21 protein-coding genes are annotated in these 26951 nt (G+C 72.9%); 3 read left to right on the top strand and 18 right to left on the bottom strand.

Features of this window, described 5'->3' with window-relative positions; all coding sequences use genetic code 11:
* Positions 1–78: 78 nt before the first annotated feature.
* The 11 genes from murC to mraZ form a co-directional block, all read right to left on the bottom strand.
* On the bottom strand, positions 79–1485 hold the full coding sequence (murC, locus tag Pta02_RS21930; protein ID WP_203876768.1) for a UDP-N-acetylmuramate--L-alanine ligase: 1407 nt from the start codon (positions 1483–1485) through the stop codon (positions 79–81).
* 34 nt (positions 1486–1519) lie between these two features.
* Positions 1520–2608, bottom strand: coding sequence for an undecaprenyldiphospho-muramoylpentapeptide beta-N-acetylglucosaminyltransferase (murG, locus tag Pta02_RS21925; RefSeq protein ID WP_203876767.1), 1089 nt, complete (start codon positions 2606–2608; stop codon positions 1520–1522).
* A gap of 31 nt (positions 2609–2639) precedes the next feature.
* The gene (gene ftsW, locus Pta02_RS21920; protein WP_203876766.1) at positions 2640–3920 is read right to left on the bottom strand and encodes a putative lipid II flippase FtsW; all 1281 of its coding nucleotides are present in this window, start codon (positions 3918–3920) and stop codon (positions 2640–2642) included.
* Entirely contained in the window at positions 3917–5314 is a 1398-nt protein-coding gene (murD, locus tag Pta02_RS21915; RefSeq protein WP_203876765.1) for a UDP-N-acetylmuramoyl-L-alanine--D-glutamate ligase, read from the bottom strand. The genes ftsW and murD overlap by 4 nt, the downstream gene beginning before the upstream one ends.
* A 66-nt stretch (positions 5315–5380) precedes the next feature.
* On the bottom strand, positions 5381–6436 hold the full coding sequence (mraY, locus tag Pta02_RS21910) for a phospho-N-acetylmuramoyl-pentapeptide-transferase (protein ID WP_203876764.1): 1056 nt from the start codon (positions 6434–6436) through the stop codon (positions 5381–5383).
* Positions 6433–7836 (bottom strand): UDP-N-acetylmuramoyl-tripeptide--D-alanyl-D-alanine ligase, encoded by a 1404-nt coding sequence (locus Pta02_RS21905; protein ID WP_203876763.1) that lies wholly within the window; start codon positions 7834–7836, stop codon positions 6433–6435. Before Pta02_RS21905 ends, mraY begins: the two co-directional genes overlap by 4 nt.
* 12 nt (positions 7837–7848) lie before the next feature.
* Complete coding sequence (locus tag Pta02_RS21900; protein ID WP_203876762.1) at positions 7849–9393, bottom strand: UDP-N-acetylmuramoyl-L-alanyl-D-glutamate--2,6-diaminopimelate ligase; 1545 nt, start codon at positions 9391–9393, stop codon at positions 7849–7851.
* Between the two features lie 40 nt (positions 9394–9433).
* Complete coding sequence (locus Pta02_RS21895; protein WP_203876761.1) at positions 9434–11110, bottom strand: peptidoglycan D,D-transpeptidase FtsI family protein; 1677 nt, start codon at positions 11108–11110, stop codon at positions 9434–9436.
* Positions 11111–11964: 854 nt separating this feature from the next.
* Positions 11965–12438 carry a cell division protein FtsL gene (gene ftsL / locus Pta02_RS21890; protein ID WP_203876760.1) on the bottom strand — a complete coding sequence of 158 codons (474 nt, stop codon included), beginning with the start codon at positions 12436–12438 and terminating at the stop codon, positions 11965–11967.
* 43 nt (positions 12439–12481) lie between these two features.
* On the bottom strand, positions 12482–13525 hold the full coding sequence (rsmH, locus tag Pta02_RS21885) for a 16S rRNA (cytosine(1402)-N(4))-methyltransferase RsmH (RefSeq protein ID WP_373872408.1): 1044 nt from the start codon (positions 13523–13525) through the stop codon (positions 12482–12484).
* Between the two features lie 308 nt (positions 13526–13833).
* A complete protein-coding gene (mraZ, locus tag Pta02_RS21880; RefSeq protein ID WP_203876759.1) occupies positions 13834–14265 on the bottom strand; it encodes a division/cell wall cluster transcriptional repressor MraZ in 432 nt (143 codons plus the stop codon).
* A 518-nt stretch (positions 14266–14783) separates the two neighbouring features.
* Here mraZ and Pta02_RS21875 point away from each other — a divergent pair.
* From Pta02_RS21875 to Pta02_RS21865, 3 genes are all read left to right on the top strand, one after another.
* The gene (locus Pta02_RS21875; protein WP_203876758.1) at positions 14784–15761 is read left to right on the top strand and encodes an AAA family ATPase; all 978 of its coding nucleotides are present in this window, start codon (positions 14784–14786) and stop codon (positions 15759–15761) included.
* A 61-nt stretch (positions 15762–15822) separates the two neighbouring features.
* Positions 15823–17076: a DUF58 domain-containing protein gene (locus Pta02_RS21870; RefSeq protein WP_203876757.1), complete on the top strand. Its 1254-nt coding sequence runs from the start codon at positions 15823–15825 to the stop codon at positions 17074–17076.
* On the top strand, positions 17073–19493 hold the full coding sequence (locus Pta02_RS21865; protein WP_203876756.1) for a transglutaminase TgpA family protein: 2421 nt from the start codon (positions 17073–17075) through the stop codon (positions 19491–19493). Before Pta02_RS21870 ends, Pta02_RS21865 begins: the two co-directional genes overlap by 4 nt.
* A gap of 238 nt (positions 19494–19731) precedes the next feature.
* Here Pta02_RS21865 and Pta02_RS21860 read toward each other — a convergent pair whose 3' ends face one another.
* The 7 genes from Pta02_RS21860 to Pta02_RS21830 all read right to left on the bottom strand — a co-directional run bounded on the left by Pta02_RS21860 (position 19732) and on the right by Pta02_RS21830 (position 26851).
* Positions 19732–20133, bottom strand: coding sequence for an SCO2097 family morphological protein (locus Pta02_RS21860; RefSeq protein ID WP_203876755.1), 402 nt, complete (start codon positions 20131–20133; stop codon positions 19732–19734).
* Between the two features lie 147 nt (positions 20134–20280).
* The gene (gene dinB / locus Pta02_RS21855; RefSeq protein ID WP_203876754.1) at positions 20281–21519 is read right to left on the bottom strand and encodes a DNA polymerase IV; all 1239 of its coding nucleotides are present in this window, start codon (positions 21517–21519) and stop codon (positions 20281–20283) included.
* A gap of 37 nt (positions 21520–21556) precedes the next feature.
* Entirely contained in the window at positions 21557–22315 is a 759-nt protein-coding gene (locus tag Pta02_RS21850) for a class I SAM-dependent methyltransferase (protein WP_203876753.1), read from the bottom strand.
* 221 nt (positions 22316–22536) lie between these two features.
* Positions 22537–22947: a transcription antitermination factor NusB gene (gene nusB / locus Pta02_RS21845; RefSeq protein WP_203876752.1), complete on the bottom strand. Its 411-nt coding sequence runs from the start codon at positions 22945–22947 to the stop codon at positions 22537–22539.
* Complete coding sequence (efp, locus tag Pta02_RS21840; protein WP_203876751.1) at positions 22947–23507, bottom strand: elongation factor P; 561 nt, start codon at positions 23505–23507, stop codon at positions 22947–22949. Before efp ends, nusB begins: the two co-directional genes overlap by 1 nt.
* A 26-nt stretch (positions 23508–23533) precedes the next feature.
* Positions 23534–24610: a M24 family metallopeptidase gene (locus Pta02_RS21835; protein ID WP_203876750.1), complete on the bottom strand. Its 1077-nt coding sequence runs from the start codon at positions 24608–24610 to the stop codon at positions 23534–23536.
* A 165-nt stretch (positions 24611–24775) separates the two neighbouring features.
* Positions 24776–26851, bottom strand: a complete 2076-nt coding sequence (locus Pta02_RS21830) for a PP2C family protein-serine/threonine phosphatase (RefSeq protein ID WP_239131135.1) — start codon at positions 26849–26851, stop codon at positions 24776–24778.
* Positions 26852–26951: the final 100 nt, after the last annotated feature.

Genomic DNA, 26951 nt, shown 5'->3' with positions numbered 1-26951 from the left:
CCCCGCCGGGCCTCCCCCGCCTCCGGGCCGTCCTCGGTCCAGGTCATCGCATCCCCCTCACGCGCCCGGCCCTCACGGTCACCGGTCGGACAGCTCCGCGACGATCCGGGGCCCCAGCTCGGTCACGTCGCCGGCGCCCATGGTCAGGACGATGTCGCCGGGCCGCGCCCGGCCGGCCACCAGGGCCGGGACCTCCTCGCGCAGCGGGGCGTAGGCGACCTGCTCGGCCGGGAGCGGCACCTTGCCCGCCACCAGGGCTCCGGAGACGCCGGGCTCGGGATCCTCCCGGGCGCCGTAGACGTCCAGCACGATCGCCTCGTCCGCCAGGCCCAGGGCCGTGCCGAACTCCTCGGCGAAGAACCGGGTGCGGGAGTACAGGTGCGGCTGGAAGACGGCGATGACCCGGCCCGATCCGGAGAAGGAGGCCACCACGTCCCGCGCGGCGCGCAGGTCGGCGGCCAGCTCGGTGGGGTGGTGGGCGTAGCTGTCGAAGACCGCCACTCCCCCGGCCTCGCCCTTGGCCTCGAAGCGCCGCTTGGCCCCGGTGAAGGCGGCCAGCCCCTCGCGGATCGCCTCGAAGGGCACGCCCAGCTCCGCGGCCACGGCGATGACCGCGGCGGCGTTGAGGGCGTTGTGACGGCCGGGGACCGCCAGCCTGACCCGTCCCTGACCGCGGATCTCGAAGGAGATCCCCATCCCGTCGGGGGCGATGCCGGTCACCTGGAGGTCGGCCTCCTCGGTCTCGCCGTAGGTGATGACCTTCAGACCGCGCGCCCGGGCCTGCGGGACGAGCTCGGCCGATCCGGGGTCGTCGAGGCAGACCACCAGCGTCGTGCCGATCCGCTCGACGAACCGGGCGAAGCTGTCGTAGACCGCGCGCGGGTCGCCGTAGTTGTCCAGGTGGTCGGGCTCGACGTTGGTCACCACCGCGATGTCGGGGGCGAGCATGAGGAAGGAGCCGTCGCTCTCGTCGGCCTCGGCGACGAACACCTCGCCCGTGCCCTCGTCGGCGCCCAGGCCGGTGGTGACCAGCTGGCCGCCCACGCAGTAGGAGGGGTCGGCGCCGCAGCTCTGCAGCGCCACCGTGAGCATCGAGGTGGTGGTGGTCTTGCCGTGCGTGCCCGCCACCGCCACCGCGACCCGGCCGGACATGACCGAGGCCAGCGCCGCGGCCCGGGGGATCACCCGCAGGCCCTGCCGCAGCGCCTCGCCCAGCTCCGGGTTGGAGTCGCGGATCGCGGTCGAGACCACGACGGTGTCCACGTTCTTGATGTTCGAGGCCGCGTGGCCGATGTGGACGACGCCGCCCAGCTCGCGCAGGGCGATCACCATGTCGGAGCCGCGCGCGTCGCTGCCGGAGACCTGGACCCCCCGCTTGAGCAGGATGCGGGCGATGCCGGACATCCCGGCCCCGCCGATCCCGATGAAGTGGACCCGCCCGAGCTCCTCGGCCGCGACAGGATCCACCAACTTGACCAGACTCATCGGCCGCTCACCGCTCCTCGTCCTCCGTCCATCCTCAACCCCTCCCCTGCGCCGCGACCTGGAGCACCCGCCTGGCGAGCGCCGTGTCGGCGTCCTTGCGTCCCATCCGGGCCGCGGCCTCCGACATGGCGACCACGCGCTCGGGGTCGGACAGGATCGGCAGGACGTTCCGGATGATCCAGTCGGGGCTCAGATCGGCGTCGTCGACCATGATCCCGCCGCCCGCCTGCACGATCGGCGCGGCGTTGAGCCGCTGCTCGCCGTTGCCGTGCGGCAGGGGGACGTAGGCCGCCGGCAGGCCCACCGCCGTCAGCTCGGCGCACGTCATGGCGCCGCTGCGGCACAGCGCGAAGTCGGCGGCGGCGTAGGCCAGGTCCATCCGGTCGACGTACTGCAGCACGACGTACTGCGGGTCGCCGGGCGGGGGCTCCTGCTCCAGGGTGTTCTTCGGCCCGATGACGTGCAGCACCTGGATGCCGGCCTGGCGCAGCGCCGGGGCCGCGGCCAGGGCCGCCTGGTTGAGCGAGCGCGCGCCCTGGGAGCCGCCGGTGATCAGCAGCGTGGGCAGGTCGGCCTCCAGGCCGAACCAGGAGCGGGCCTTGTCGCCCATGGACAGCCGGTCCAGCCCGACGATCTCGCGCCGCAGCGGGATGCCGATGTGCTCGGCCTTGGGCAGGGGCGTCTCCAGGTGACCGGTGAACACGTGGTCGGTCAGCCGGGCGCCGAGACGGTTGGCCAGGCCGGGCCGGGGGTTGGCCTCGTGCACCACGATCGGCACGCCGCGCCGCCGGGCGGCCAGGTAGGCGGGGGTCGCCACGTAGCCTCCGAAGCCGACCAGGACGTCGGCCCGCACCCGGTCCATGATCTGCGCGGCCGTGTTGATGGCGCCCGCCAGGCGCCCCGGCACGGTCAGCAGCTGGGGGGTGATCGAGCGGGGCAGGGGTACGGCGGGCACGAGCTGCAGCTCGTATCCGCGAGCGGGGACCAGCCGCGTCTCCAGGCCCCGCTCGGTGCCGAGACAGGTGATCCCGATGTTCGGATCCAGTTGCCGCAGCGCGTCGGCCAGGGCCAGGGCCGGTTCGATGTGACCGGCCGTACCGCCGCCGGCGAGGACCACTCTCATCAGGTCGGTCCTTTCGCTTATGTCGTCGAACTCATCGTCTTGGGGGACCCGGCCGCCGCGTCGATCCCCGGGCGCCCAGGCCAAGCCAGCTTAGAGCCCGAGCCGCCGGTCCGGGGCCACGGGCGGCGAGAGCCTCGCGCGCCCCGGGTTCGTGCTTGGCGAACGACAGCAGCATTCCGAGCGTGGCCAGGGTCGGCAGCAGCGACGACCCGCCGTAGGAGACCAGCGGCAGCGGGATGCCGGTGATGGGCAGCACGCCGATGACCGCGCCGATGTTGACGATGGCCTGGCCGGTGATCCAGGCCACCGCGGCGGCCGAGGCGAGCCGGACGAACGGGTCCTTGACCCGGGTGGCGACCCGGAGCCCGGCGTAGCCGACCAGGCCGAACAGGGTGACCACGACGAGCGTGCCCATCAGGCCGAGCTCCTCGCCGAGGATGGCGAAGATGAAGTCGCTCTCGGCGTGCGGGATCCAGCTCCACTTCGCCCGGCTGGAGCCCAGGCCGAGCCCGAACCAGCCGCCGCTGCCCATCGCGATCTGCCCCTGCACCGCCTGGTAGCCGGTGCCCTGGGCGTTGGCCCACGGCCGGAGCCAGCCCTCGATCCGGTCGGAGCGGTAGCCCTCGGTGCTGATCATCACGATGGTGGCGAGCGTCGCCACCCCCAGGATCCCGCCGAACAGCTTCAGCGGCGCCCCGACCACCCACAGCAGCGCCAGGAAGATCGCCATCAGGATGATCGTGGTGCCGAGGTCGCTTCCCAGCATGACCAGCAGGGCCATGAGCGCGGTGCCCGGCATCAGCGGGATGAACAGGTGGCGCCACTCGATCCTGCCGTTGCGCGCCTTGCGCGCCAGCAGGTCGGCCCCCCACAGCAGCAGGCCCAGCTTGGCGGGCTCGGACGGCTGCAGGTAGATCGGCCCGAGGTCGATCCAGCGCTGGGCGCCGAGCTGGGAGGTGCCGACGAACAGCACGATCGTCAGGCCGATGATGGACAGCGCCATCAGCGGATAGCCGGCCAGCCGGAAGAAGCGCACCGGCAGCCGGGAGCAGATCCACATGATGGGGATCCCCAGCGAGGCCGAGATCGACTGCTTGAAGAACCAGTAGAACGGGTCGCCGACCTCCTGCAGCGCCTCGACGCTGGAGGCCGACAGCACCATCATCAGCCCCAGCGCCATCAGCAGCGCGCTGACGCCCAGCAGCAGGTGGTAGGAGAGCAGCGGGCGCCCGAGCAGCTCGCGCAGGCGGGTCAGGCCGCTCCTGAGCTCCGCCGCGGGAGCGGCCTGCGCCTGTTCGGCGCCGGCGGTCACTCTCCGCCCCGTCCGCCGCCCGCCTCGGGGTCCGGGTCCGGGTCCGCCAGACGGCGCACGGCCCGCGCGAACGCCTCCCCGCGGGCCGGGTATCCGGTGAACATGTCCAGGGAGGCGCCGGCCGGGGCCAGCAGCACGGTGTCTCCGGGGGTGGCGAGCCTGGCGGCTTCGACGACGACACGGTCCATGACCCCAGTGTCTTGCCCGGCCACCTCGACCACGGGGACGTTCTCGGCGTGTCGCGCCAGAGCCTGCCGGATCCGCTCGCGGTCGGCGCCCAGGAGCACCGCGCCGCGCAGCCGGGGGGCGGCCCGCCGTACCAGGTCCTCGACGTCGGCGCCCTTGAGCTGCCCGCCGGCCACCCAGACGATCGAGGAGTAGGCGGCCAGCGACGCGGCGGCGGCGTGCGGGTTGGTGGCCTTGGAGTCGTCGACGTAGTCGACCCCGCCCACGCGGGCGACGTGCGCGATCCGGTGCGGGTCGGGGACGAAGTCGCTCAGCCCCTGCCGTACGGCCGCCGCGGGCACCCCGTAGGCCCTGGCCAGGGCGGCGGCGGCCAGCGCGTTGGAGACGTTGTGCGGCGCGAAGGGCCGCACGTCCTCCAGCGTGGCCAGCTCCTCGGCGGCGTGCACGGGGTCGTCCACGAACGCCCGGTCCACCAGCAGGTTCTCGACCACGCCGATCTGCCCGATCCGGGGCGTGGTGAGGGTGAAGCCGACCGCGCCGGGGTACGGCTCGGCCAGGCGGGCCGACCACTCGTCGTCGGCGTTGTAGACGACCGTCCCGGCCCTGGCGAAGATCTCGCCCTTGGCCCTGGCGTACTCCTCCATGGAGCCGTGCCAGTCGAGGTGGTCGGGGGCGAGGTTGAGCACCGCGGCGGCCAGCGGCGCCACCCCGGGCGAACGGTGCAGCTGGAAGCTGGACAGCTCCACCGCCAGCACGTCGTACGGCTCGGCCACGGCCTCCACCACCGGGACGCCCACGTTGCCGACCGCCAGCGCCTTGTGGCCGGCCGCGATCAGCATCGAGGTGAGCATCCGCACCGCGGTGGTCTTGCCGTTGGTGCCGGTCAGCGCCAGCCACGGCGCCGCGCCGGCGGGGCGCAGGCGCCAGGCCAGCTCGACCTCGCCGATCACCTCGATCCCCGCCTCGGCCGCGCGGACCAGCAGCGGGTGGTGCGGCGGCCAGCCGGTGGCGACGATCAGGGACGTGCCCTCGGGGACCTCCTCGGGCTCGCCGAAGCGCACCTCGGCCCCGGCCTCGGCCAGTTCCGCGGCGGCGGCTCGCTGCCGCGGCCCGTCCCTTCCCTCCAGGACGACCACCCGCTCGCCGCGCCGGGCCAGCAGCCGGGCGGCGGCGGCGCCGGAGACACCGGCACCCAAAACACAGATCATTCGAACGACAGGTCCTTACTGGGAGGAGCGTTCCGGCGGGCGCAGGTCGCTGTGGACCGCTGTGGGCTACTTGGGCACCCACTCCACGTAGAACAGGCCGAGCCCGGCGGCGGCGCAGAGACCGGCGATGATCCAGAACCGGACCACGATGGTCGTCTCCGCCCAGCCCGCCAGCTCGAAGTGGTGCTGGAGCGGGGCCATGCGGAACACCCGTTTGCCGGTCATCTTGAAGAAGCCGACCTGGACGATCACCGAGGTGGTGATGACCACGCACATGCCGGCCAGGATGATCAGCAGCAGCTGGGTGCGGGTGGTGATGGCCAGACCGGCGATGACGCCGCCCAGGGCCAGCGAGCCGGTGTCGCCCATGAAGATCTTGGCGGGCGGGGCGTTCCACCACAGGAAGCCGATGAGCGCGCCGAGCACGGCCGCGGCGACCACCGCCAGGTCCAGCGGGTCGCGCACCCAGTAGCAGTTCGGCCCGAGCTGGGCGGTGCAGCTGTTACGGAGCTGCCAGTTGCCGATCAGGATGTAGGAGGCCAGCACGGCGCCGGTGGCGCCGCTGGCCAGGCCGTCGAGGCCGTCGGTGAGGTTCACCGCGTTGGAGAAGCCCACGATCATGATGAGCACCCAGATCGTGAACCCGACGAGGCCGATCGAGGGCCCGAAGTCCCGTAGGAACGACAGCCGGGTCTCGGCCGGGGTGATGTCGTAGGCGTCCGGGAAACGGGTCACCAGGACCGCGAAGACCGCGCCGACGATGAGCTGGCCGAGCGCCTTGGCGCCGCTGCGCAGGCCGAGGCTGCGCTGCTTGTAGATCTTGATGAAGTCGTCGAGGAAGCCGACCGCGCCCAGGCCCGTCATCAGGAACAGCACCAGCACCGCGGAGATCGTGGGCGGGGTCCAGGACATCAGGTGCGCGCACGCGAACCCGATCAGCGCGGCGATCACGATCACCGTGCCGCCCATGGTCGGGGTGCCCCGCTTGTCGTGGTGCCCGGACGGCCCCTCCTCCCGGATGCTCTGGCCGTAGCCGCGCCGGGAGAACAGGCGGATCGCCAGCGGCGTGCCGAAGATGGACAGCAGCAGGGAGACCGCCGAGGCGATGAGGATGTCCCTCACCGGCTGTCACCTCCGAGCAGCGCCTCGGCCACGCGTTCCAGCCCCGCGGCGCGCGGTCCCTTGATCAGGACCACGTCGCCGGAGGCGAGCACCTCGTGCAGCTCCGCGGTGGCCGCCGCCACGTCGGGGGCGTGGGTCACCACGGGCCGCTCCCCCTCCGGCAGCCGGGCCGCGGCGGCGCGGGCGCCGGTCAGGATCGGCCCGGCGTTCCCGCCGACGACGATCAGGCCCGTCAGGCCCGCCTCGCCGGCCAGGCGGCCCACCCCCTCGTTCAGGGTGTCGCTCTCCTGGCCCAGCTCGCGCAGGGAGGCGACGACGGCGAAGCGGCGGCGGGCGCCCGCCAGGGCGTCCAGGGCGCCGAAGGCGGCGCGCATGGAGTCGGGGTTGGCGTTGTAGGCGTCGTTGATCACGGTGACGCCGTCGGCGCGGTCGGTGACCTCCATCCGCCAGCGGCTGCGGGGCTCGGCCTGCGAGAGCTCCTCGGCGATGGTGGCCACCGGCAGGCCCAGCTCGTAGGCGGCGGCCGCGGCGGCCAGGGCGTTCTCGACGGCGTGCCCGCCGTACAGGCGCAGCGTGACGGGGGCCGCCCCGGAGGGGGTCCGCAGCGTGAAGGAGGCGCGGCCCCGCTCGTCGAGGGTCACCTCCTCGGCCCGCACGGCGGCGGACTCGGCCCGGCCGTACCAGGTGACCCGGGCGGCGGTGCGCTCGGCCATCGCGGCCACCAGCGGGTCGTCGGCGTTCAGTACGGCCACGCCGTCGGCCGGCAGCGCCTCCACCAGCTCGCCCTTGGCCTTGGCGATCGCCTCCTTGCCGCCGAAGACCCCCAGGTGGGCGGTCCCGACGTTGAGGACCACGCCGATCTTCGGCGGGGCGATGCGGGCCAGGTCGGCGATGTGCCCGACGTTCCTGGCGCTGAGTTCCAGCACCTGGTAGCGGGTGGTCTCATCGGCCTTCAGCACCGTGAGCGGGTGGCCGATCTCGTTGTTGAACGAGCCGACCGGGGCGATCGTCGGGCCGATCCTGGCGGTGAGCCGGGCCAGCAGGTCCTTGGTGCTGGTCTTGCCGGCCGAACCGGTGACGCCGATGACCGTGGACTGCGGCAGCTCGGCGCAGACGGCCGTCGCCAGGGCCGCCAGCGCGGCCTGCGTGTCACTGACGATCACCGCGGGGACCTCCACCGGCTTCTCGGCCAGTACGGCCACGGCCCCGGCCTCCACCGCCTGGGCGGCGAAGTCGTGCCCGTCGGCCCGCTCGCCCTTGAACGCGACGAACAGCGACCCCGGTACGGCGGCCCTGGAGTCGATGACGACCGGGCCTCGCACCACCGCGCGGGGGTCGGCCATGCCCGTCAGGGCGCCGGAGGTTATCTCGGCGATCCTGGCCAGTGGCAACGGGATCATGATGCGGCTTCCCTACTCTCCGTATGTGCTTCGGCGCCCGGTCCGGCTGCGCCGTCTGACGATCGCGTCGGCCACCACCTGCCGGTCGTCGAACGGGAGAACCTCGCCGCCGACGTACTGACCCTGCTCATGGCCCTTGCCCGCCACGACGACGACGTCGCCGAAGCCCGCCCGGCCGACGGCCAGATCGATGGCCGCGGCCCGGTCCGGCTCAATGATCACATGTGCGCGCTCCTCCCCGGGCACGCCGAGGACTCCGTCCATCATCTCGGCCAGAATCCGCAGCGGGTCCTCGGAGCGGGGGTTGTCGCTGGTGAGGATGGCCACATCCGCCAGGCGCGCGGCGGCCTCCCCCATCATCGGGCGTTTTCCCCTGTCGCGGTCGCCGCCGCAGCCCAGCACCACGGTCAGCCGGCCCGCGGTGACCTGGCGCAGCGAGCGCAGCACCGACTCCACCGCCCCCGGCTTGTGCGAGTAGTCGACGATGACCTGGAAGTCCTCGCCGCCCGGGACGCGCTCCATCCGGCCGGGCACCCCGTTCAGGGTGCCCACCCCGGCCACCGCGGTGTGCAGCGGCACCCCGGCCTCGACCAGGGAGACGATCGCGCCGAGCGCGTTGGCCACGTTGAACGGGCCGGGCAGGGCGACCGAGGCGCCCTCCTCGACGCCTCCGGGGCCGACCACCCGGAAGGCGCTGCCGTCGCTGCCCAGACGCACGTCCACGGCCCGCCACTCGGCCTCGGGGGCTCCCTGGGCGGAGAAGGAGGTCATCGGGATCTTGGCCAGGCCGAGGAGCTCCCGCCCGTGGGCGTCGTCGACGTTGACGACGCCGACCCTGCTCATCTCGGGGGTGAACAGCCGGGCCTTGGTGGCGAAGTAGTCGTCGATGTCCTTGTGGAAGTCCAGGTGGTCCTGGGAGAGGTTGGTGAACAGCGCCACGTCGTAGAAGACCGAGTCGACCCGGCCCAGGGCCAGCGCGTGGCTGGAGACCTCCATGGCGGCGGCGGTGACGCCCTGCTCGCGCATCAGGGCGAACAGGCCCTGCAGGTCACTGGCCTCGGGTGTGGTCAGCTTGGGCGCGAAGTGCAGCTCCCCGGCGTGGATCTCCACCCCGCCGATCAGCCCGGCCCGGTGTCCCGCGGCCCGCAGCCCGGCCTCCAGCAGGAAGGTCGTGGTGGACTTGCCACTGGTGCCGGTCACCCCGATCACCATGACGTCCTCGGCGGGCTCGCCGTACACCCAGGCGGAGACCTGGCCGAGCAGGGCCCGCGGGTCCTGCACGACGAGCACGGGCAGTCCGGTCGCGACCGCGGCCCCGCGGCCCGCCGGGTCGGTCAGGATCGCCGCGGCGCCGGCGGCCAGGGCCTGGGCGGCGAAGTCGGCGCCGTGGGCCGTGGCGCCGGGCAGGGCCACGTAGAGGTCGCCGCGCCGCACCTGGCGCGAGTCGATGGTGATTCCGGAGACCGCGGCCAGCGGCGCCCGGGACGTGCCGGAAGGCGCGCCGAGCAGGCTCGCTAGCCCGGACAGCGGCCGGGGCGGGCTGGTTGAGGGTCGCATGGACGACGGGGGACGCACGGCGAGAGCGTATCGTTCCCGCTCACTCCCCGGCGCGTATCCGCACCGTCGGCGGGGTGGTTCCGGTCGGCGGGATCTTCTTGCTCTTCAACGCGAACGTCATCACTTTCTTGAACACGGGGGCGGCGATCTCCCCACCGTAGTAGCCCTTGTGGGGGTCCTGGATCACCGCCAGGACCACCAGGCGGGGCTTGTCCGCCGGGGCGAAGCCGACGAAGGTGGCGGTGTAGCCGCAGTAGCCCTGGCAGGCGGCGTCGTACCGCATCGCGGTGCCGGTCTTGCCGGCCACCCGGTAGTCGTCGATCGCGGCCATCGTACCGGTGCCGTCCGCGCCGACGGCGGCCTCCAGCATCCCGGTGACCTGCCTGGCCGTGCGCTCGCTGACCACCCGGGTCCGCTTGCCCGGTGCCGCCGGCACGAGCGCGTCGTTCTCGTCGGTGGTGCCGGCCACGATCGAGGGCGTCACCCGCACCCCGCCGTTGGCGATGGTCTGGTAGACGCTGGCCGTCTGGAGCGCGGTGACCGAGACGCCCTGTCCGTAGGCGACCGTGCAGCGCTGGCTGCCCGACCACTTCTCCCACGACGGCAGCAGCCCGGCCTCCTCGCCGTAGAACCCCGCGCCGGGCTTGGCGCCGAACCCGAAGCGCCGCATCATCTCGTGGAGTTTCTGGTCGCCCACCTTCTGCGCGGCCAGGATCGTGCCCACGTTGCTGGAGGTGGCGACCACGCCGGAGAAGGTCAGCCGCTCGACGGGGTGCGGGTGGGAGTCGCGCAGCGTGCGGTCGGCGCACCTGATCTCGTCGTCCACCGTGAACACGGTGTCGGGGCGGACGGCGCCCGACTCCAGCGCGGCGGCGGCGGTGATCACCTTGTTGGTGCTGCCGGGCTCGAAGACGTCGGACGCCGCCCGGTTGACCCAGTCGTCGGCGGAGGTCTTCTCCCAGTTCTTCAGGTCCAGCTCGGGGGCGTTGGCCACGGCCAGCACCTGACCGGTCTGCACGTCCATCACGATGGCGCTGCCGGTGCGCGCGCCGGTGGCGGCGACCTGCTCGGAGATCGCCTTCTGCGCGGCCCACTGGATGTCCCGGTCGATGGTCAGCCGCACGTCGCGGCCCTCCACCGGGGTCCGGATGGTGGTGTGGGTCATGGGGATCCGCTGCCCCTTGGCCCCGGTCTCGATGACCTGCTCGCCGTCCTGCCCGGCCAGCAGCTTGTCGTGCAGGAGCTCCAGGCCGGTCAGCCCGTTGCCGTCGTCGCCGACGAAGCCGAGCAGGGTGCCGGCGAGGTCGCCGCCGGGGTAGTCCCTGCGGTACTCGTGCTTGCTGCCGACGCCCTTGAACTCACGGCCCAGCACCTTGTCGGCCACGGCCGGGGTGACGGTCGCGACGGGCACGTAGCGCTTCTTCGGGTCGGCGAGCTTGGCCGCGATCTCCTCCTTCGGCCGGCCCAGGTCGGCGGCCAGCACCGTCGCCACCCGGTCCCGCTGCGCGGCCGGGATGACCGAGGGGTCGACGAACAGCTCGCGCGCCTCGACCGTCAGCGCGAGCTCGTGGCCGTTGACGTCGGTGATCGAGCCGCGCCTGGCGGTGATCTTCTCTCCCCGGATGCGCTGCTCGGCCGCCTCCGCGGCGTACACCTTGGAGTCGAGGCCCTGGAGCTGGACCAGGCGCCCGGCGAAGATCGACAGCACGAAGGTCATGACGATCAGGCCGATGTTGATCCGCCTGTTCGGGTTGCCCAGGCGCAGTACGGCCGGCGTGCGCGCCGGCGGCCTCGGCGGCCCGCCCCCCGGCGGCCGTCGCCCGGGAACGCGCGGCGCCCCGGTCCGCAGCCCCTGCGGCCGCCCGGGATCGGTGTGCTGCCCGTCGCCCGGCCGCTGGGTCCGCGGAGCACGCCCGGGCCGGACCTCGGACCCGTCGGGGCGCGCCCTGCCGGACGGCTCGGGACGCGACGCCCTGCCCGGCGCCTCGGAACGCGGGGACCTGCCTGCGGCGTCGGAGCGCGAAGGCCCACCCGGGCCGTCGGAACGCGACCGGCCGGGGCCCTCGGAACGCCCCGGCCTGCCGGACGACTCGGAGCGCGGTGGACGGCCGGAACCGTCCGGACGCGGAGACCTGCCGGACGACTCCGAGCGCGAAGGCCCACCCGGACCGTCGGGGCGCCCGGGCTTACCGGACGACTCCGAGCGTGAGGGACGGCCGGAACCGTCCGGACGCGGAGACCTGCCGGACGACTCGGGACGCGAAGGACGACCGGGGCCGTCGGAGCGTGACGATCCGCCCGGGCCCTCGGGGCGTCCCGGCCTGCCGGACGACTCCGGGCGCGGAGGACGGCCCGGCGTGCCCCTGCCCTCGGCGGGCCCGGGGCGCCTCGGCCGGGCGGGGCCGCCCTGGCCGCCGGAGCCTGAGGAGGCGGGTCTGGCCGGTCTGCCGGGGGGACCCTCGGGCCGCCCCTGCCCCTCGCCGCCGGGCCGGCCCTGCCCTTCGGGACGGCCGGGGCCGCGGCGGCCGGATCCTCCGCGGCCCGGGCCCGGGCCGCGGCCGCCGCTGTCCTTCATCGGCCCGCGCCCACCGGCTCCTGCCCCGCGGGCGTCTGGCCGGTGCCGGTGGAGCCGTCGAGGGTGATCACGTCGGAGTTCTCCCAGCCGGGCTGCTGCCCCTGGCCCTCGGCGCTCTTCGAGAGCCGATCGGGCATCTCCAGCTGCAGGATGACGTTCCTGCGCTCCTCCTCGGCCTGGCTGAGCTTCTTGATCTCGTTGCGCAGCTGGCTCTCCTGGAAGGAGCCCTGGGCCAGGACCGTGTTCAGCAGCAGCAGCGTGACCAGCCCGCCGCAGAGCAGGCCGACCAGGAGCAGGACGAAGGGAGCCCGCGGCGCGCGTGCGCGCCGGGGCGCCCCGCTCCGGACCGGGGCCGGGGCCGCGACCGGGACCTGAGCCTCGACGGGACCCTGGGACGCGGGCCGGGTCTCGGGCGCGGTCTGGACCGGCCCGGGCCTGCGGCTCCGCGGGTTCGCGCGGGGGAGGCGCACGGGTCTCCCGCCACGGCCTGGTGCGGCGCGGCGGACGTCTGGCTCACTCCTCGTCAACTGCCTCACGGATCCTTTCTGCCGCCCTGCATCGGGCGGAGGCCGCCCGCGGGTTGCGGGCCACCTCCTCTTCGCTCGGGAGCTCGGCTCCCCTCGTCACGAGCGCGAACCGCGGTTGGTGTTCCGGCAACGGGACGGGCAGGCCCACCGGGCCGGTGTCCCTGGTCCGCGCGGTGAGGACCTGCTTGGTGAGCCGATCCTCGAGGGAGTGGTAGGCGAGCACGACGACGCGCCCGCCGAGCGTCAGGGCGTCGAGCGCCGCGGGCAGCGCACGTTCCAGGGCCGTCAACTCCGCGTTCACCTCGATCCTCAACGCCTGAAAAGTTCGCTTCGCGGGGTTTCCCCCGGTCCGCCGGGTAGCGGCGGGGATCGCCGTACGGACGATTTCCGCAAGCCGCTTGGTCGACGTTATGGCTTCCCTGCCCCTTTCCTTTGCGATTAGGTTCGCGACACGCGGGGCGAATCTTTCCTCGCCGTAATCGCGCAGGATCCGGATCAGCTCGGGGACCGGATAGGTGTTGACGACCGTCTCGGCCGTCAGCTCCTGGTCCCGGTCCATCCGCATGTCCAGGGGGGCGTCGTAGGAGTAGGCGAAGCCGCGTCCGGCCTCGTCGAGCTGGGGCGAGGAGACGCCCAGGTCGAACAGGGCGCCGTCGATGCGGGGACGGCGCAGCCGGGCCAGGACCTCGGGGAGCTCGTCCGAGACCGCGCGCACCAGCGTGATCCGGTCGGCGTACGGCGCCAGCCGGGCCGTGGAGCGCTCGATCGCGGTCGGGTCGCGGTCGATCCCGACGAGGTGCAGCGAGGGGTGCGCGGCCAGCAGCGCCTCCGCGTGACCGCCGAGACCGAGGTTGGCGTCGACGACGACGGGCTCGGGCCGCTCCAGTGCGGGAGCCAGCAGTTCCAGGACCCGCTCCAGCATCACGGGCACGTGCCCGCCCGGCGACCGCTCGGCCCCGTCGGCGGGAGCCCCGCCGGGCCCGCCCCCCACACCCGGAGCCTGGTCGGACCTGTCGTTCTCGGCGCGCATGAAGCGCTACCCCCTCTTCCACCGCCTCACTCACGAATATGCGGCGGATCCTCATCGGTGCGGTGCGGCCTCTTCCCGACCACGGTGACAAAGCGGCGCGGCGCCTCGGAGACGCCGCGCGGCAGAGCATGGGGTTGTCGGAAAAGGCTCTTATCGGCCCCCACTGCGGGCCGCCCGGCCAGGTCCCCATCCGCACCCGCGTATCCGCTCGCCACCTGACACCGGGGAAGGTGCATCAGCTGACGTGCGGCTGGTTGCGGGTGGAGACCTCGCCGAACGACGTGTTCACCGATAAGTCGGCCGTGAAATCACAGAATCCCTGGCAGCACCTCCTCCGAGAGATCGGAGAAAGCCTGCTCCTGGTCGGCCAGATAGGTGTCCCAGGCCTGCGCGTCCCAGATCTCCAACCGGGTGTTGGCTCCGATGACCACGCAGTCGCGTCGCAGGCTGGCGTATTCGCGCAGTGCCTGCGGGATGGTGATACGTCCTTGCTTGTCGGCGACCTCGTCAGACGCGCTGGCGAAGAAGACACGGCTGTAGTCGCGGACCGCCTTGGCGGTCACCGGCGCGGTGCGCAAAGCCTCAGTGATGCGCCTGAACTCCTCTACGGGAAAGACGTAGAGGCAGCGCTCCTGGCCTTTGGTGATCACCAGACCCTCCGCCAGCTCCTCACGGTACTTCGCCGGCAGGAACAGCCGTCCCTTGTCGTCGAGGCGCGGATGATGGGTGCCGAGGAACACCGGACCCACCTCCCGTGCCTAGCGGAGTGCTCAGCGCTGCACTGCTCCTCCACAGCCCCTGCCCTCCACTGCGCACCACCATACTCCACTTCTCTCCACCGTCAACTGATTCCACCTGTGTCCACGTCCGAATTGGCCGATATTCCCCCAGGTCAGGAGGGGTGGAGCTGAGTGGGGTGGGTATAGGGACCCCCCACACGTGACGGGCGTGTCGGAACGGCCCCGGACGGCCGGACGATCACACGTCCGCCGGACGGTGGTGAACGGTGGTGGAGGGGGGTGGAGAACGGCCGGAGCGCCGGCTCGCATCGCGGGGCCGTACGTCCGCCGCAGGAGGTCATAAGGGATGTCCGCCCCAGCGTCAGCCGTTCACCCGAAAACGGATTCGATGACCGCATAAAGTCGCCCTGGAACCCGCAGAGTCGTAGTGTCGGTACTCACAATAGAAAAAGGGCCCCAAAGGCCCCGTTGTACTACGTACCCCCGGCGCGAAACCGCCGCACCCTCATGGAGGCCTGGTGGCAGTAACCCATGACGTCCCACCTCACCTCGACGATCTGGTTGCCACCGCGCACCGGATCCGCGAGGCGATCGAGTCGGTCATCGAGGGCAAGAGCGACGTCGTGCGCCTGACCCTGACCGTTCTGCTCGCGGAGGGTCATCTGCTCATCGAGGACGTGCCGGGCGTGGGCAAGACCATGCTCGCCAAGGCGCTGGCACGATCCATCGACTGTCCGGTACGCCGCGTGCAGTTCACCCCTGACCTGCTGCCGAGCGACATCACCGGCGTGAGCGCCTACAACCAGCAGACCCGGGAGTTCGAGTTCAAGCCCGGCCCGGTGTTCGCCAACATCGTGGTCGGCGACGAGATCAACCGTGCTTCGCCCAAGACGCAGTCGGCCCTGCTGGAGTGCATGGAGGAGCACCAGGTCACCGTCGACGGCACGACCTACCGGCTCGACTCGCCGTTCATGGTCATCGCCACCCAGAACCCGATCGAGATGGAGGGCACCTATCCCCTGCCCGAGGCGCAGCGCGACCGCTTCACCGCGCGGATCGCGATGGGGTACCCCGAGCCCGCCGCCGAGCTGGAGATGCTCGACGTGCACGGCGCCACCTCCCCGATCGACAAGCTGCAACCGGTCGCCACCACCACCGAGGTCAAGGCGCTGATCGAGGCGGTGCGCGCGGTCTACGTCTCCCAGCCGATCAAGAAGTACGCGATCGACCTGGTGACGGCCACCCGGCACTCCCCGGACCTGCGCCTGGGCGCCTCGCCCCGCTCGACCCTGCAGCTCGTCCGCGCCGCCCGGGCCAACGCCGCGCTCGCCGGGCGCGACTACGTCATCCCCGACGACCTGCAGGCCCTGTGCGTGCCGGTCCTCGCCCACCGCCTGCTGCCCAGCGTCGAGGCGCAGGGCCAGCGCCGCCTGCCGGAGCAGGTGATCGCCGACCTGGTCCGCCGGGTGCCCGTCCCCGAGACGCAGGCCAGATGAGCGGCCGATCCGGCGCTCCGCGGGCACGGGTCCGCACCACGCCGGACGGGGCGGTGACGCGATGACGGGTTTGAAGGCGCTCACCGCCCGCGGCAGGTCCTTCCTCGCCTCGGGCGCCGCGGCGCTGCTGTGCGCCTTCTTCCTGGGCGAGCACGACCTGCTCAGGGTCGGGGTGCTGATCGTCTCCCTGCCGCTGCTGGCCGCCATGGTGGTGGCCCGCACCCGTTACCGGCTGAGCTGCGCGCGGCGGCTGGACCCGCCCCGGGCCGAGGTCGGCAACGAGGCGACCGTAACTCTGCGCCTGGAGAACGTCACCCGGCTCCCGACCGGCCTGCTCATGATCGAGGACACCGTCCCGTACGCGCTCGGCGCCCGCCCCAGGTTCGTCCTGGACCGGGTGGAGCCGCGGGGCGTGCGGGAGATCGACTACCGGGTCCGCTCCGACCTGCGGGGCCGCTTCACCATCGGCCCCCTGTCCATCCGGATCAGCGACCCCTTCGGCCTGGTCGAGCTGACCCGGTCGTTCACCGTCAGCGACACCCTGGTGGTGACACCCCAGGTGGTGGCGCTGCCCCACGTGCGCCTGTCCGGCGAGTGGACGGGCGGGGGCGACAGCCGTACCAGGAGCGTGGCGGCCGCGGGCGACGACGACGTCGCGCCGCGCGAGTACCGCCAGGGCGACGACCTGCGGCGGGTGCACTGGCGCTCGACCGCCAGGTACGGCGAGCTGATGGTCCGGCGCGAGGAGCAGCAGTGGCAGAGCCGGGGCGCTCTGCTGCTGGACACCCGCAGGTACGCGCACCGGGGTGAGGGCCCCCGCTCCTCCTTCGAGGTGGCGGTCTCGGCCGCGGCCTCCATCGGGGTGCACCTGGCCCACGAGGGTCTCGGGCTGCGGCTGGTCACCGACCAGGGCGCCGAGCACCTGACCGACAGCGGGCTGAGCTGGTCGCTGCTGGACACCCTCGCGGTGGTGCGGACCAGTTCGGCGCGGTCGCTGGAGTACGGCATCAGCGCGCTGCGGCAGGGCGGCGGCGACGGCCTGATCGTGGCCGTGCTCGGCGGCGTGACCGTCGAGGAGGCCCAAGCCCTGGCCAGGCTCAGGCACGGCAACGTGACCGGCGTGGCCGTCATGCTGGACGTGGCGGGCTGGGAGCGGCCCGACCTCGCCGACAACCAGGATTACCGGGCGGCGCAGGCGGTGCTCGCCGGTGCGGGCTGGCGGATCGTACGGCTGCCCGCGGGCGCCTCGATCGCGGACGCGTGGCCGGACGCCGCCCAGCGGGGACGATTCGCACTCAGCGGGGGCGGCTCATGAGACTTCCCATCGCGGCGGGCGCGGCCACCGGAGCGGTCGCGCTCTCGCTCTATCCCCTGTTCCAGGAGGGCACCTGGTTCTGGGCGAGCCTCGGGATCATCCTCGTGGTCACCGGGGTCGGCATGCTGGCCAGCCGCTACACGGTGCCGAACGGGCTGGTCCCGGCGGCCCAGCTGGTCGCGGTCTGGATCTATCTGACCGCGGTGTTCACCGGTGACGCCGCGTGGGCCGGGGTGGTGCCGACCAAGGAGTCGCTCATCGAGCTGGCCGGGCTGGTGCTCACCGGGTTCGCCGACATCCAGCGCTTCGCCGTCCCGGTCCCGGACAACGCCGGGATCGTCCTGCTGACCTGCGCCGGCGTCGGCCTGATCGCCATCCTGGTCGACCTGTTCGCGGTCCGGCTGCGGCGCAGCGCGCTGGCCGGGCTGCCGCTGCTGTCGCTGTTCGTGGTGCCCGCCTCGTTCATGGACGACCCGCTGAGCTGGCCGACGGTCGTCGTCGCCGCCCTGGGCTTCCTGGGCCTGCTGGCCGCCGACGGCCAGGAGCGGGTCACCCACTGGGGCCGGGCCGTGCTGGTGCGCCGGGCCCCGTCCTTCGTCGCCCCACGCCCGGCCGCGGAGACCACGACCCTGCGCCTGTCGGGCAAGCGGGTCGGCTTCACCGCGATCATCCTGGCGATCCTGCTGCCCTCGCTGGTGCCCACCCTGGAGCCCGACCCGCTGTTCGGGTTCGGCGTGGGCAGCGGCAACGGCAGGGGCGGCAACTCGATCAGCATCCCCAACCCCATGGTCAACCTGCGGGGAGAGCTCTCGCTGCCGGCCAACTCCACCGTCCTGACCTACAACACCAGCGACGGGGCGCCCCGTTATCTGCGGCTGTACTCACTGGACATCTTCGACGGCGAGCAGTGGACGATGTCGCCCACCCAGGGCCGCCCGGAGGACCGGACCTTCGAGGGCCCGATGCCCCCGGCCCCCGGCCAGAGCCCGTCCATGCCCGCGGCCTCGGTGACCACCGACGTCTCGGTCAGCGACGAGGTGGAGAACATGAAGTTCCTGCCTCTGCCGTACCCGGCCAGCCAGGTCCGGATCGAGGGCGACTGGCGGCCCGACCGCGACACGCTCATGGTGTTCTCCACCCGGGACGACGCCCGCGGGCTGACCTACCGGGTCACCAGCACCGAGCCCAAGCCCACCGCGGACCTGCTCAAGACCGTCGGGAACGCCCCGCAGCCGATCAACGAGCGGTACCTGCGGCTGCCCGAGAACCTGCCTCCGGAGATCCGGCAGCTGGCCGAGGACCAGACCGACGCGAACGCCACCCCCTACGAGAAGGCGATCCAGCTCCAGGAGTTCTTCACCACCACGGGCGGGTTCACCTACAACCTGGCCACGCAGGGCCACGGCGGCACCGCGCTGACGGACTTCCTGATCCGCAGCCGGGCCGGGTACTGCGAGCAGTTCGCCGCCTCGATGGCGGTGCTGGCCCGGGTCCTGGGCATCCCCTCGCGGGTGGCCGTCGGCTACACCGGCGGCGTCAACTACTCCGGGCAGTGGAACGTGGGCACCCGCGACTCCCACGCCTGGCCGGAGCTGTACTTCGAGGGCGCGGGCTGGCTGCGCTTCGAGCCCACCCCGAACGGTCCCACCGGGCAGGGCAGCGCGACGCGTCCGATCTACAGCCAGCCGGAGGTCACCACCGGCGGGGACGACGAGCCGACGACGAGCCCCAGCTCGGCCCCGACCAGCTCCGACACCCCCGGCCAGGCGGCGGACACCCCGCGCAACCCGATGCTCGACCGCGAGCTCGGCGGCGCGTTCCTCCCGGTCGAGGAGGAGATGCCGCTGGCCGTGAAGATCGGCATCGGGGTCGCGGCCCTGCTGCTGATCGCTCTCGTCCCCGGGATGATCCGCTGGCAGCTGCGGCTGCGCCGCCGCCGCGCCTACTCCAGGGACACGGTGCAGGTGGAGGCGGCGCAGGGGTCGGCTCCCATCGTCGCGGTCAGGAGCAATCTCGGGCAGGCCACCGTGACGGCGGCCTGGGCGGAGCTCGACGACGCCCTGTGCGACTACGGCATGACGCGCCGGCCGAGCGAGAGCCCGCGGGCGCTGGCCCGGCGGCTGAGCGAGCAGTACGAGTTCGACGCCGAGGCCACCGCCTCCATGGCGAAGATCGCCGAGGCGGTGGAGCGGATGCTCTTCGCCAGGACCCCGGCCCCGACGGGATCGCTCCGCGAGGACGTCCGGCGGGTACGGCGGGCGCTGGCGGCCACCGTGTCCCGCGGCAGGAGGATCCGGGCGGTGCTGCTGCCGCCGTCCACGCTGCTGCGGATGCGGGCGATGGGCGGCCGGGTCCTGGACGGGTTCGACCGCCTGGAGAACATCCGGCTGGGACGCGCGGCACGCAGGAACGCCTGACGGCGGAACCCGCGGGAAAGGCCGACAGGTCAGGGCCCGCCGTGCCGGTGCCGGCACGGCGGGCCCTGGCGCGTCATCCCCCTCGCAGGGAACCCGCCCGGTACGCGGGATGCCGGGGCACGCGCGGCTGCCGGACGGGTGAGGACCTGGGAGGTCGGCGAAGTGAACGCCTGGCTCATCATGTGAGCCGTCCCCCTGACGGGGGGCGGCTCACACGCGGTCGCGGATGTCGGAGAGGTCAGCGCTCGTCGTGACGACGGCGCCAGCGCTCTTCCATCCGCTCCATGAAGCCCTGGCGGGGGCCGCCGCGGCGCTTCATCCTTCCTTCCGGCTGGCCGGGGGATGCGGTCGCGGTGTTCTCACCGAAACCGTTCATCCGCTTCCAGCTGGACAGACCCCACAGACACGCGGCGAGCATGACCACGAAACCGCCGACGCCGAGCGGGATGAGTTGAATCACGACGCCGACCATCAACAGGACGACACCAAGGATGAAGCCGAGGGAGGCCTTCACCAGGCGGCGCTTGTAGTGGCTGCGCGGATCACTGATCCTTACGGTATTGGCCCACTTCGGGTCCTCGGCGTAGAGGGCCTGCTCGATCTGGTCGAGCAGGCGCTGCTCGTGCTCAGAGAGCGGCACGGCGCCTCCCAAGGACGGCCCCAGGACGGGGAAGACGGTGACGGACGACACGGGGTGTCCGAACCTCGCGGTCGGTTATCCCCAGAATACGAGGCTGTAGACGTAGACGAAAGAAAACGTCCAACGTAGTCCAAACCGGAGGTGACGTCATAGATCCATTCCATCAAACGGAGGGCGGACGAGGGAGGCCGGAAGTACCGCGTCACGACCGAACCTGCGGGCCGCTCTGTCCATCGCCCGCTCGGCCTCCCGCCAGCCCTTCTCGGGCTCTCCGAGGCTGAGCTGCCGGGCCGCTCCGTCGGCGGCGAGCAGGTTCTCCACCCGCACGCCGACCAGCCGGAGTGCCGTGTTCTCCAGGCCTGAGGCGGTGTACAGCTCGCAGGCGGTCGCGTAGATCTCCTGGGCGACGTCGGTCGATTCCCGCAGGGTCCGGGACCGGGACAGGGTCGTGAAATCGGCCCGGCGGAGCTTGACGCTGACCGTGCGGCCGACGTGACCGCCCTCCCGCAGCCGGGCCGCGACGCGCTCGGACAGCCTCAGCAACTCCCTGCGGATCTCGACCGGGTCGCCGATATCTGTGGCGAATGTCTCTTCGGCGCCGATGCTCTTGTCAGGGGTGTGCGGGGTGACGGGCCGCTCGTCGCGGCCCCAGGCGAGCGCCGCCAGGTGGGTGCCGGCCGCATGGCCGAGCGCCGCCGAGAGGGTCTCCACGGGGGTCCCGGCGAGATCGCCGACCGTCTTGATGCCCAGGCGCACCAGGGTCTGCTCCGTGCGCTCCCCGACGCCCCACAGGGCCGCCACGGGCAGCGGGTGGAGGAAGTCGACCACCTGGTCGGCCGGGACGACGAACAGGCCGTCGGGCTTGCAGTGCCGCGAGGCCAGCTTGGCCACGAACTTGGTGCTCGCCACTCCCACCGAGCAGGTGATCCCGTGCTCGGCGACGACCCGCTCGCGGATCACGGCGGCGATCGCGGCCGGGGGGCCGAGCCGCCTGCGGGCCCCGGAGACGTCGAGGAACGCCTCGTCGGAGGCGATCGGCTCCACCTCGGGGGTGATGCTCCGGAAGATCTCCATGACGCTCCGGGAGACCCGGGAGTACTTCCCGTGGCTCGGCGGGATGATCACCGCCCGCGGGCAGAGGCGGCGGGCGCGGGTCATGGGCATCGCCGAGTGCACCCCGAACCTCCTGGCCTCGTAGGTCGCGCTGAGGACCACGCCGCGTCCGCCGGGCCGGCCGACGATGACCGGCATGCCCCGCAGTTCGGGGCGCTCGCGCAGCTCGACGCTGGCGAAGAAGGCGTCCATGTCCACATGGAGGATCGGGCAACCGGTGTCATCGTCGCCCAGGCGGGCGTCCGGACGCGGCACCTGCTGTTTGCTCGACACGACGTCATCCTATGTGAACGCCTGTTCGATCCAAGCCTCACCGGTGGCCGAGGACGTGCAGCTGGGTGGCGATGTCCCGCAGGACCGGATGGGCGGCCGCCGCCTGCTCCAGGGCGACCAGGGCGGCCGCGGCGCCGGGCTCGCCGTCCAGCAGCCTGCTCGGCACCAGGTCGGCGAAGATCCGCACGCCGTGCACCTCTCCGGGGCGCAACCCGGCTCCGGCCAGGAGCACGAGCAGCGACTCGCGCGTGAAGCGCCGGGGCGTGGGGTCGCGGTCGCCCCAGCGGCCCTCGGGGTCCTCAAGGACCCGGCGGGCCTCCTCGAACCGCCCGGAGACCGAGCGGTGCAGCGCGGCGGCGAGCGGGTTGGCGGCCAGGACGCTGATCACGCCGCCCTCGCGCACCAGGCCCGCCATGGCGGCCAGGGCGCCGGCGGGTTCTTCGACGTACTCCAGCACGCTGTGGCACAGGACCAGGTCGGCGGTGTCGGGCGGCAGGAGCTCGCCCAGGTCCGCGGCGTCGCCCTGCAGCGCCCGCACGCCCACCCCCGCCTCGGCCGCGCGGCGTTCCAGCGCGGCCAGCGAGTCGGGGCTGGGATCGACGACGGTGACGGCGTGCCCGAGCTCGGCCAGGGGCACGGCGAACCCTCCGGTGCCGCCACCCGCGTCGACGATGTCGAGCCGGTCACGGCCGGCGGCCGCCACCCGGGCGGCCAGCGTCTCCCTCAGGACGTCCCAGACGACGGCGGTGCGGACGGCCGGGGTGCCCGAGTGCCGCGAGAGGCCTACGGCGTGCAACTTCGGTTCGCCTCCTCTTTCGGTGACCAGCCCAGCTTACGCCGCGCCGCCGCGGGAACCGTCCAGACGATCCGTACTCGCCGTTGGGCGAGTCTTTCCCGCCGGGCGATCGCCGCATGGGAGGAGGGGCCGGGGCGGCGGGGCGGGAGAGCCGGGACGGGGCACGCCTCGGGAGGATGCGCTCCGCGCAAGGGCCGCGGGGGGCCGCGCCCCCCGCGGGCCTACAGCGCCAGGGAGGGCTTGAGCTGCTTGAACCGGGCCATCAGGCCGTTGACGAACTGCGGCGACTCGTCCGTCGACAGTTCGGCCGCCAGGCCGACCCACTCGCTGATGACGACGCCCTCGGGGACGTCCGGCATCCACAGCAGCTCGTAGGTGCCGCCCCGCAGCAGGTTGCGGTCGACCGCGGGCATGCGGTCGAGCGTCCAGCCCTCGGCGTAGGTGGTGATCAGCTCGTCGATGCGCGCCCGGTGCCGGCACACTCCTTCGACGAGGGCGGCGGTGTATTCGTTGACGGGCGGTTCTTTCCGCTCCAGGCGCTCGGCGAGGACCTTGAGGGGGTCCTCGCCGCGGGCCTCTGCCTCGAACAGGATGTCCAGCGCGCGCCTGCGCGCCTTACCCCGTGCCGACATCAGGCGCGGCCGAGGTAATCGCCGGTGCGGGTGTCGACCTTGACCTTCTCGCCCGTCGTGATGAACAGCGGGACCTTGATCTCCGCGCCGGTCTCCAGCTTGGCCGGCTTGGTGCCACCGGTGGAGCGGTCGCCCTGCAGGCCGGGCTCGGTCTCGGCGATGGTCAGCTCGACGGCCGCGGGCAGGTCGATGTAGAGCACGTTGCCCTCGTTGATCGCCACGGTGGCGAGCATGTTCTCCAGGAGGTAGTCGGCGGCGCCGCCGACCGCGGTCCGGGAGACGTGGAGCATGTCGTAGGTCTCGGTGTCCATGAAGACGAACTCGTCGCCGTCCATGTAGGAGAACTGCATCTCACGCTTGTCGACGTTGGCCACCTCGACCTTGACGCCGGCGTTGAAGGTCTTGTCGACGACCTTGCCCGACCGCACGTTCTTCAGCTTGGTGCGCACGAACGCGCCACCCTTGCCGGGCTTGACGTGCTGGAACTCCACCACCGTCCAGAGCTCACCGCCCTCGAGCTTGAGCACGAGGCCGTTTTTGAGGTCGTTCGTCGTCGCCACTGGTTTCTCCTGCGTACGGCCGCTCTTTAAAGGACAAGCAGCTCTTTGGTCGTCCGTGTGAGGAGCTCCGGTCCGTCCTCACGCGTCACGAGCGTGTCCTCGATGCGGACGCCGCCCCTGCCCCGCAGGTAAACCCCAGGCTCAACGGTGACCGGAACTCGATCGTCTAGTCTACCGTGCTCGCGCCGGGGCTCCGGCGTCGCCGGGAACAGGAACGGCTCCTCGTGGATCTCCAGGCCGACGCCGTGGCCGAGGCCGTGGCCGAAGTGCTCGCCGTACCCCGCCTCGGTGATCACGTCGCGGGCCGCCGCGTCCACCTCGTGCGTGGCGGCGCCGGGCCGTACGGCATGGCGGCCGGCCCGCTGGGCGGCGCGGACCAGCTCGTACAGCTCGCGCTGCCAGGCGGCGGGCTCGCCGATCGCCACGGTCCGCGTCATGTCCGCGTGGTAGCCCGCGTGCATGGCGCCGAAGTCCATCGTGACCAGGTCCCCGCGCTCCAGCGGCCGGTCGGTGGGCGAGTGGTGCGGCACGGAGCCGTTGGGCCCGCCGGCCACGATCGTGTCGAAGGCGGGCTTGTCGGCGCCCAGCTCCGCCATCCGGGCCTCCAGCGCCCTGGCGACCTCCCGTTCGGTCAGGCCGGGGCGCAGCGTGGGCAGCACGTCGGCGAAGGCCTGGTCGGTGATCGCGCACGCGGTGCGCAGCAGGTCGATCTCGGTCTCGTCCTTGACCGTGCGCACCGACTCCACCAGCCCGGTGGTCCGCAGCAGCCCCTCCCCGAGCCGGAAGTAGTCGGCGACGGGCATGTGGTGGGCCTCGACCGCGATCCGGGAGGCGCGGGAGACCAGCGCCGCGGCGACGTCGCGCTCCTCCAGCACCTCGATGTCCGCACAGCCCTGGCAGACCGCCCGCGCGGTCTCGGCGTAACGCGAGTCGGTGGCCAGCACGGCCGTGGCGTCCGCCCGGACGAGCACCGCCGCGTTCGAGCTGGCCAGGCCGGTCAGATAGCGCACGTTGACGGCGCGGGAGACCAGGATCGCGCCGGCCTCGTGGGCGGGGAGCAGAGCGGCGACGCGCTCGCGGCGCCGGGCGTGGATGGCGGTCATGCCCGCATGCTAATGAGCGCGCCGCCGCCGGGTGCGCCCGCCCCGCCTCCACCGCGCCCGGCCCGGCAGGTCCGCGGAGGGCGGGGGCGACCGGTCCGCTCCCCCTCTCCCGCGGGCCCGTCCGGCCTCCCGCCGACGAGGTCGTCCGCTCCCCCGCCGGTGGGCTCACCCATGACCGTCTCCTCCCTGCTCCGCTCCCCCGCCGGGTGGGGCCAGCGGGCGGGCGACGAGGATGCAGGCGTCGTCGTCGGGATTGGCATGGTGCAGCTGCGCGAGCAGGTCCGCCAGGGGGTGCTCCCCGCCCTCTGCCGAGATGCGGTCGAGGGTGGCCACGACCGGGGCCAGCCCCTCCTCCATGGAGCGGTCGCGCTGCTCGATGAGCCCGTCGGTGTAGAACAGCAGCAGGTCGCCGGGCCTGAGGGTGGTGGTGGCGGTGGTGTACCGCGCGTCGGGGAACGCCCCCAGCAGGGGACCCCGCGGCCGGTTCAGCTCGGCGGTGACGCCGCCCCGGGTGCGCAGCGGCGCCGGATGACCGGCCTGTGCCCACACCAGCTCCCCCGTGGACGGGTCGTAGCGGGCCACCGCCGCGGTCGCGGTGACCGGCATGGCGTCGGCCGCCGGGCTGCCGGAGTACAGCAGCCGGTTGAGGAAGGAGAGCAGTTCGGCGGGCCGGCTGGTGGTGGTGACGGTCAGGGCGTCCAGGGCGTGGCGCAGCCGGGCCATGGAGGCGGCGGCGTGCAGGCCGTGCCCGGCGATGTCGCCGACGGCGAGGATCACGCTGCCGTCCCCGGCGACCGCGGCGTGGTACCAGTCGCCTCCGACCCGGCTGGCCTGCTCGGCGGGCATATAGCGTACGGCGAACCGCAGGCCGGGCAGGTCGACCGGGGCGTCGGGGACGGGCAGCACGATCTGCTGCAGCTGTACGGTGAGCCGGTGCTCGGCGGCCAGGCTCCGCCGGTGCTCACGCAGCTGCCGCTCGACCTCGGTGAGCCGGACGCGGCTGGTCTCGCGGGCGGTGACGTCCTGGATGATGCCGTAGACCTTGACCGGCCGCCCGTCGGAGTCACGGTCCGCGTCGGCGATGGCGCGGATGTGCTTGATCCCGCCGCCGATCCGGATCCGGTAGACCATGTCGACCGCTTCTCCGCGCCCGAACCGCTCGACGGCCTGCAGCCGCAACGGGACGTCCTCGGGCAGGGTGAGGGCCTCGCTCTCCTCGCTGGGCATCGGGCCGTCGGCGGGGTCGCGCTCATAGATGCGGTACAGCCCCTCCGACCAGATGATCTTCCCGGTGACCAGGTCCCACTCGCCCCAGCCGAGGTTGCCCAGGCGTTCGGTGTAGGCCATGCGCTCGGACAGACGCATCTCCTCGTCGTGGCGCACCCAGCTGTTGAGCAGCCCGTCGCCGATCGGGTGCACCCGGACGGTGAGGCTCACATCCACCGGCGCGTGGTCGGCCGGGCTGACGTAGGAGATGGGGCCGACCTCCCGTGGCGTGCCGTCGGCGATCGCGTCACGCCACGCCTCCCATACGACCCCGCCCACGATGGCGGGGTAGATCTCGCTCACCCGGCGGCCCACGATCTGAGCACCCCGCCGCCCGGACATGTCCACCACCGACGGACTCACCGCCACGAACACGTAGTCCTCGACGTCCTCGCTGTCCTCGACGTCCTCGCTGTCCGCAGCGGTCGCGCCGCCCCCGCCGTCCCCGACGCCGACGCACGGGTTCCCGGTGTCCGCGCCCGCGGTACCCGCGCCTTCGATCTCCGGGTCCGCGACGCCCCCGCCCTCGGCACCGGTGCCCGCGAGGCCGCCGGTCCCGCGGCGCACCGGCACCAGCACGACATGTCTTCCCGGCGTCACGTCGAGGACCTGCTGCACGACGGCCGCCCAGTCGGCCGGGGCGGGCCGCAGGCCGGACACCGGCCGGCCGAGGCCGCGGTCGGCACGGGGCGCTTCCCCGAAGGTCCCCTCGACCACGGCGCGGAGCCGGTCGGGGCCCACCCGCGTACGGCTCTCGGCCGCCGCCAGGAGCTCCGCGGCCACCTCCTGCGCGGCGCGCCCCTGCTCGGCCGCCATCTCCAGCAGGTGGGCGTGCGCCTCGTCCACCCGGCACCCGGCCCGCCCGGCGAGCAGCCCGGCCGCCCTGGCGAGCACGACGTCGGGACCGACCCGCGCCTGCTCGATCCTGGCGTCGATGTCGGCCAGGCGGTTCAGGTAATCCCGTCTCGACTCCATCAACCCGCCCAGACCTCTCCGTCACCTGTCCGGCGACCTCTGCCGATGTCCATGATCCGGTGCCGGGACCGGGACCGGGGAACCCCGGCTGCGGCTCAGG

Source organism: Paraplanobispora takensis (assembly GCF_016863195.1).
Taxonomy (GTDB): domain Bacteria; phylum Actinomycetota; class Actinomycetes; order Streptosporangiales; family Streptosporangiaceae; genus Planobispora; species Planobispora takensis.
This window is presented reverse-complemented; position numbering and strand designations above follow the sequence as displayed.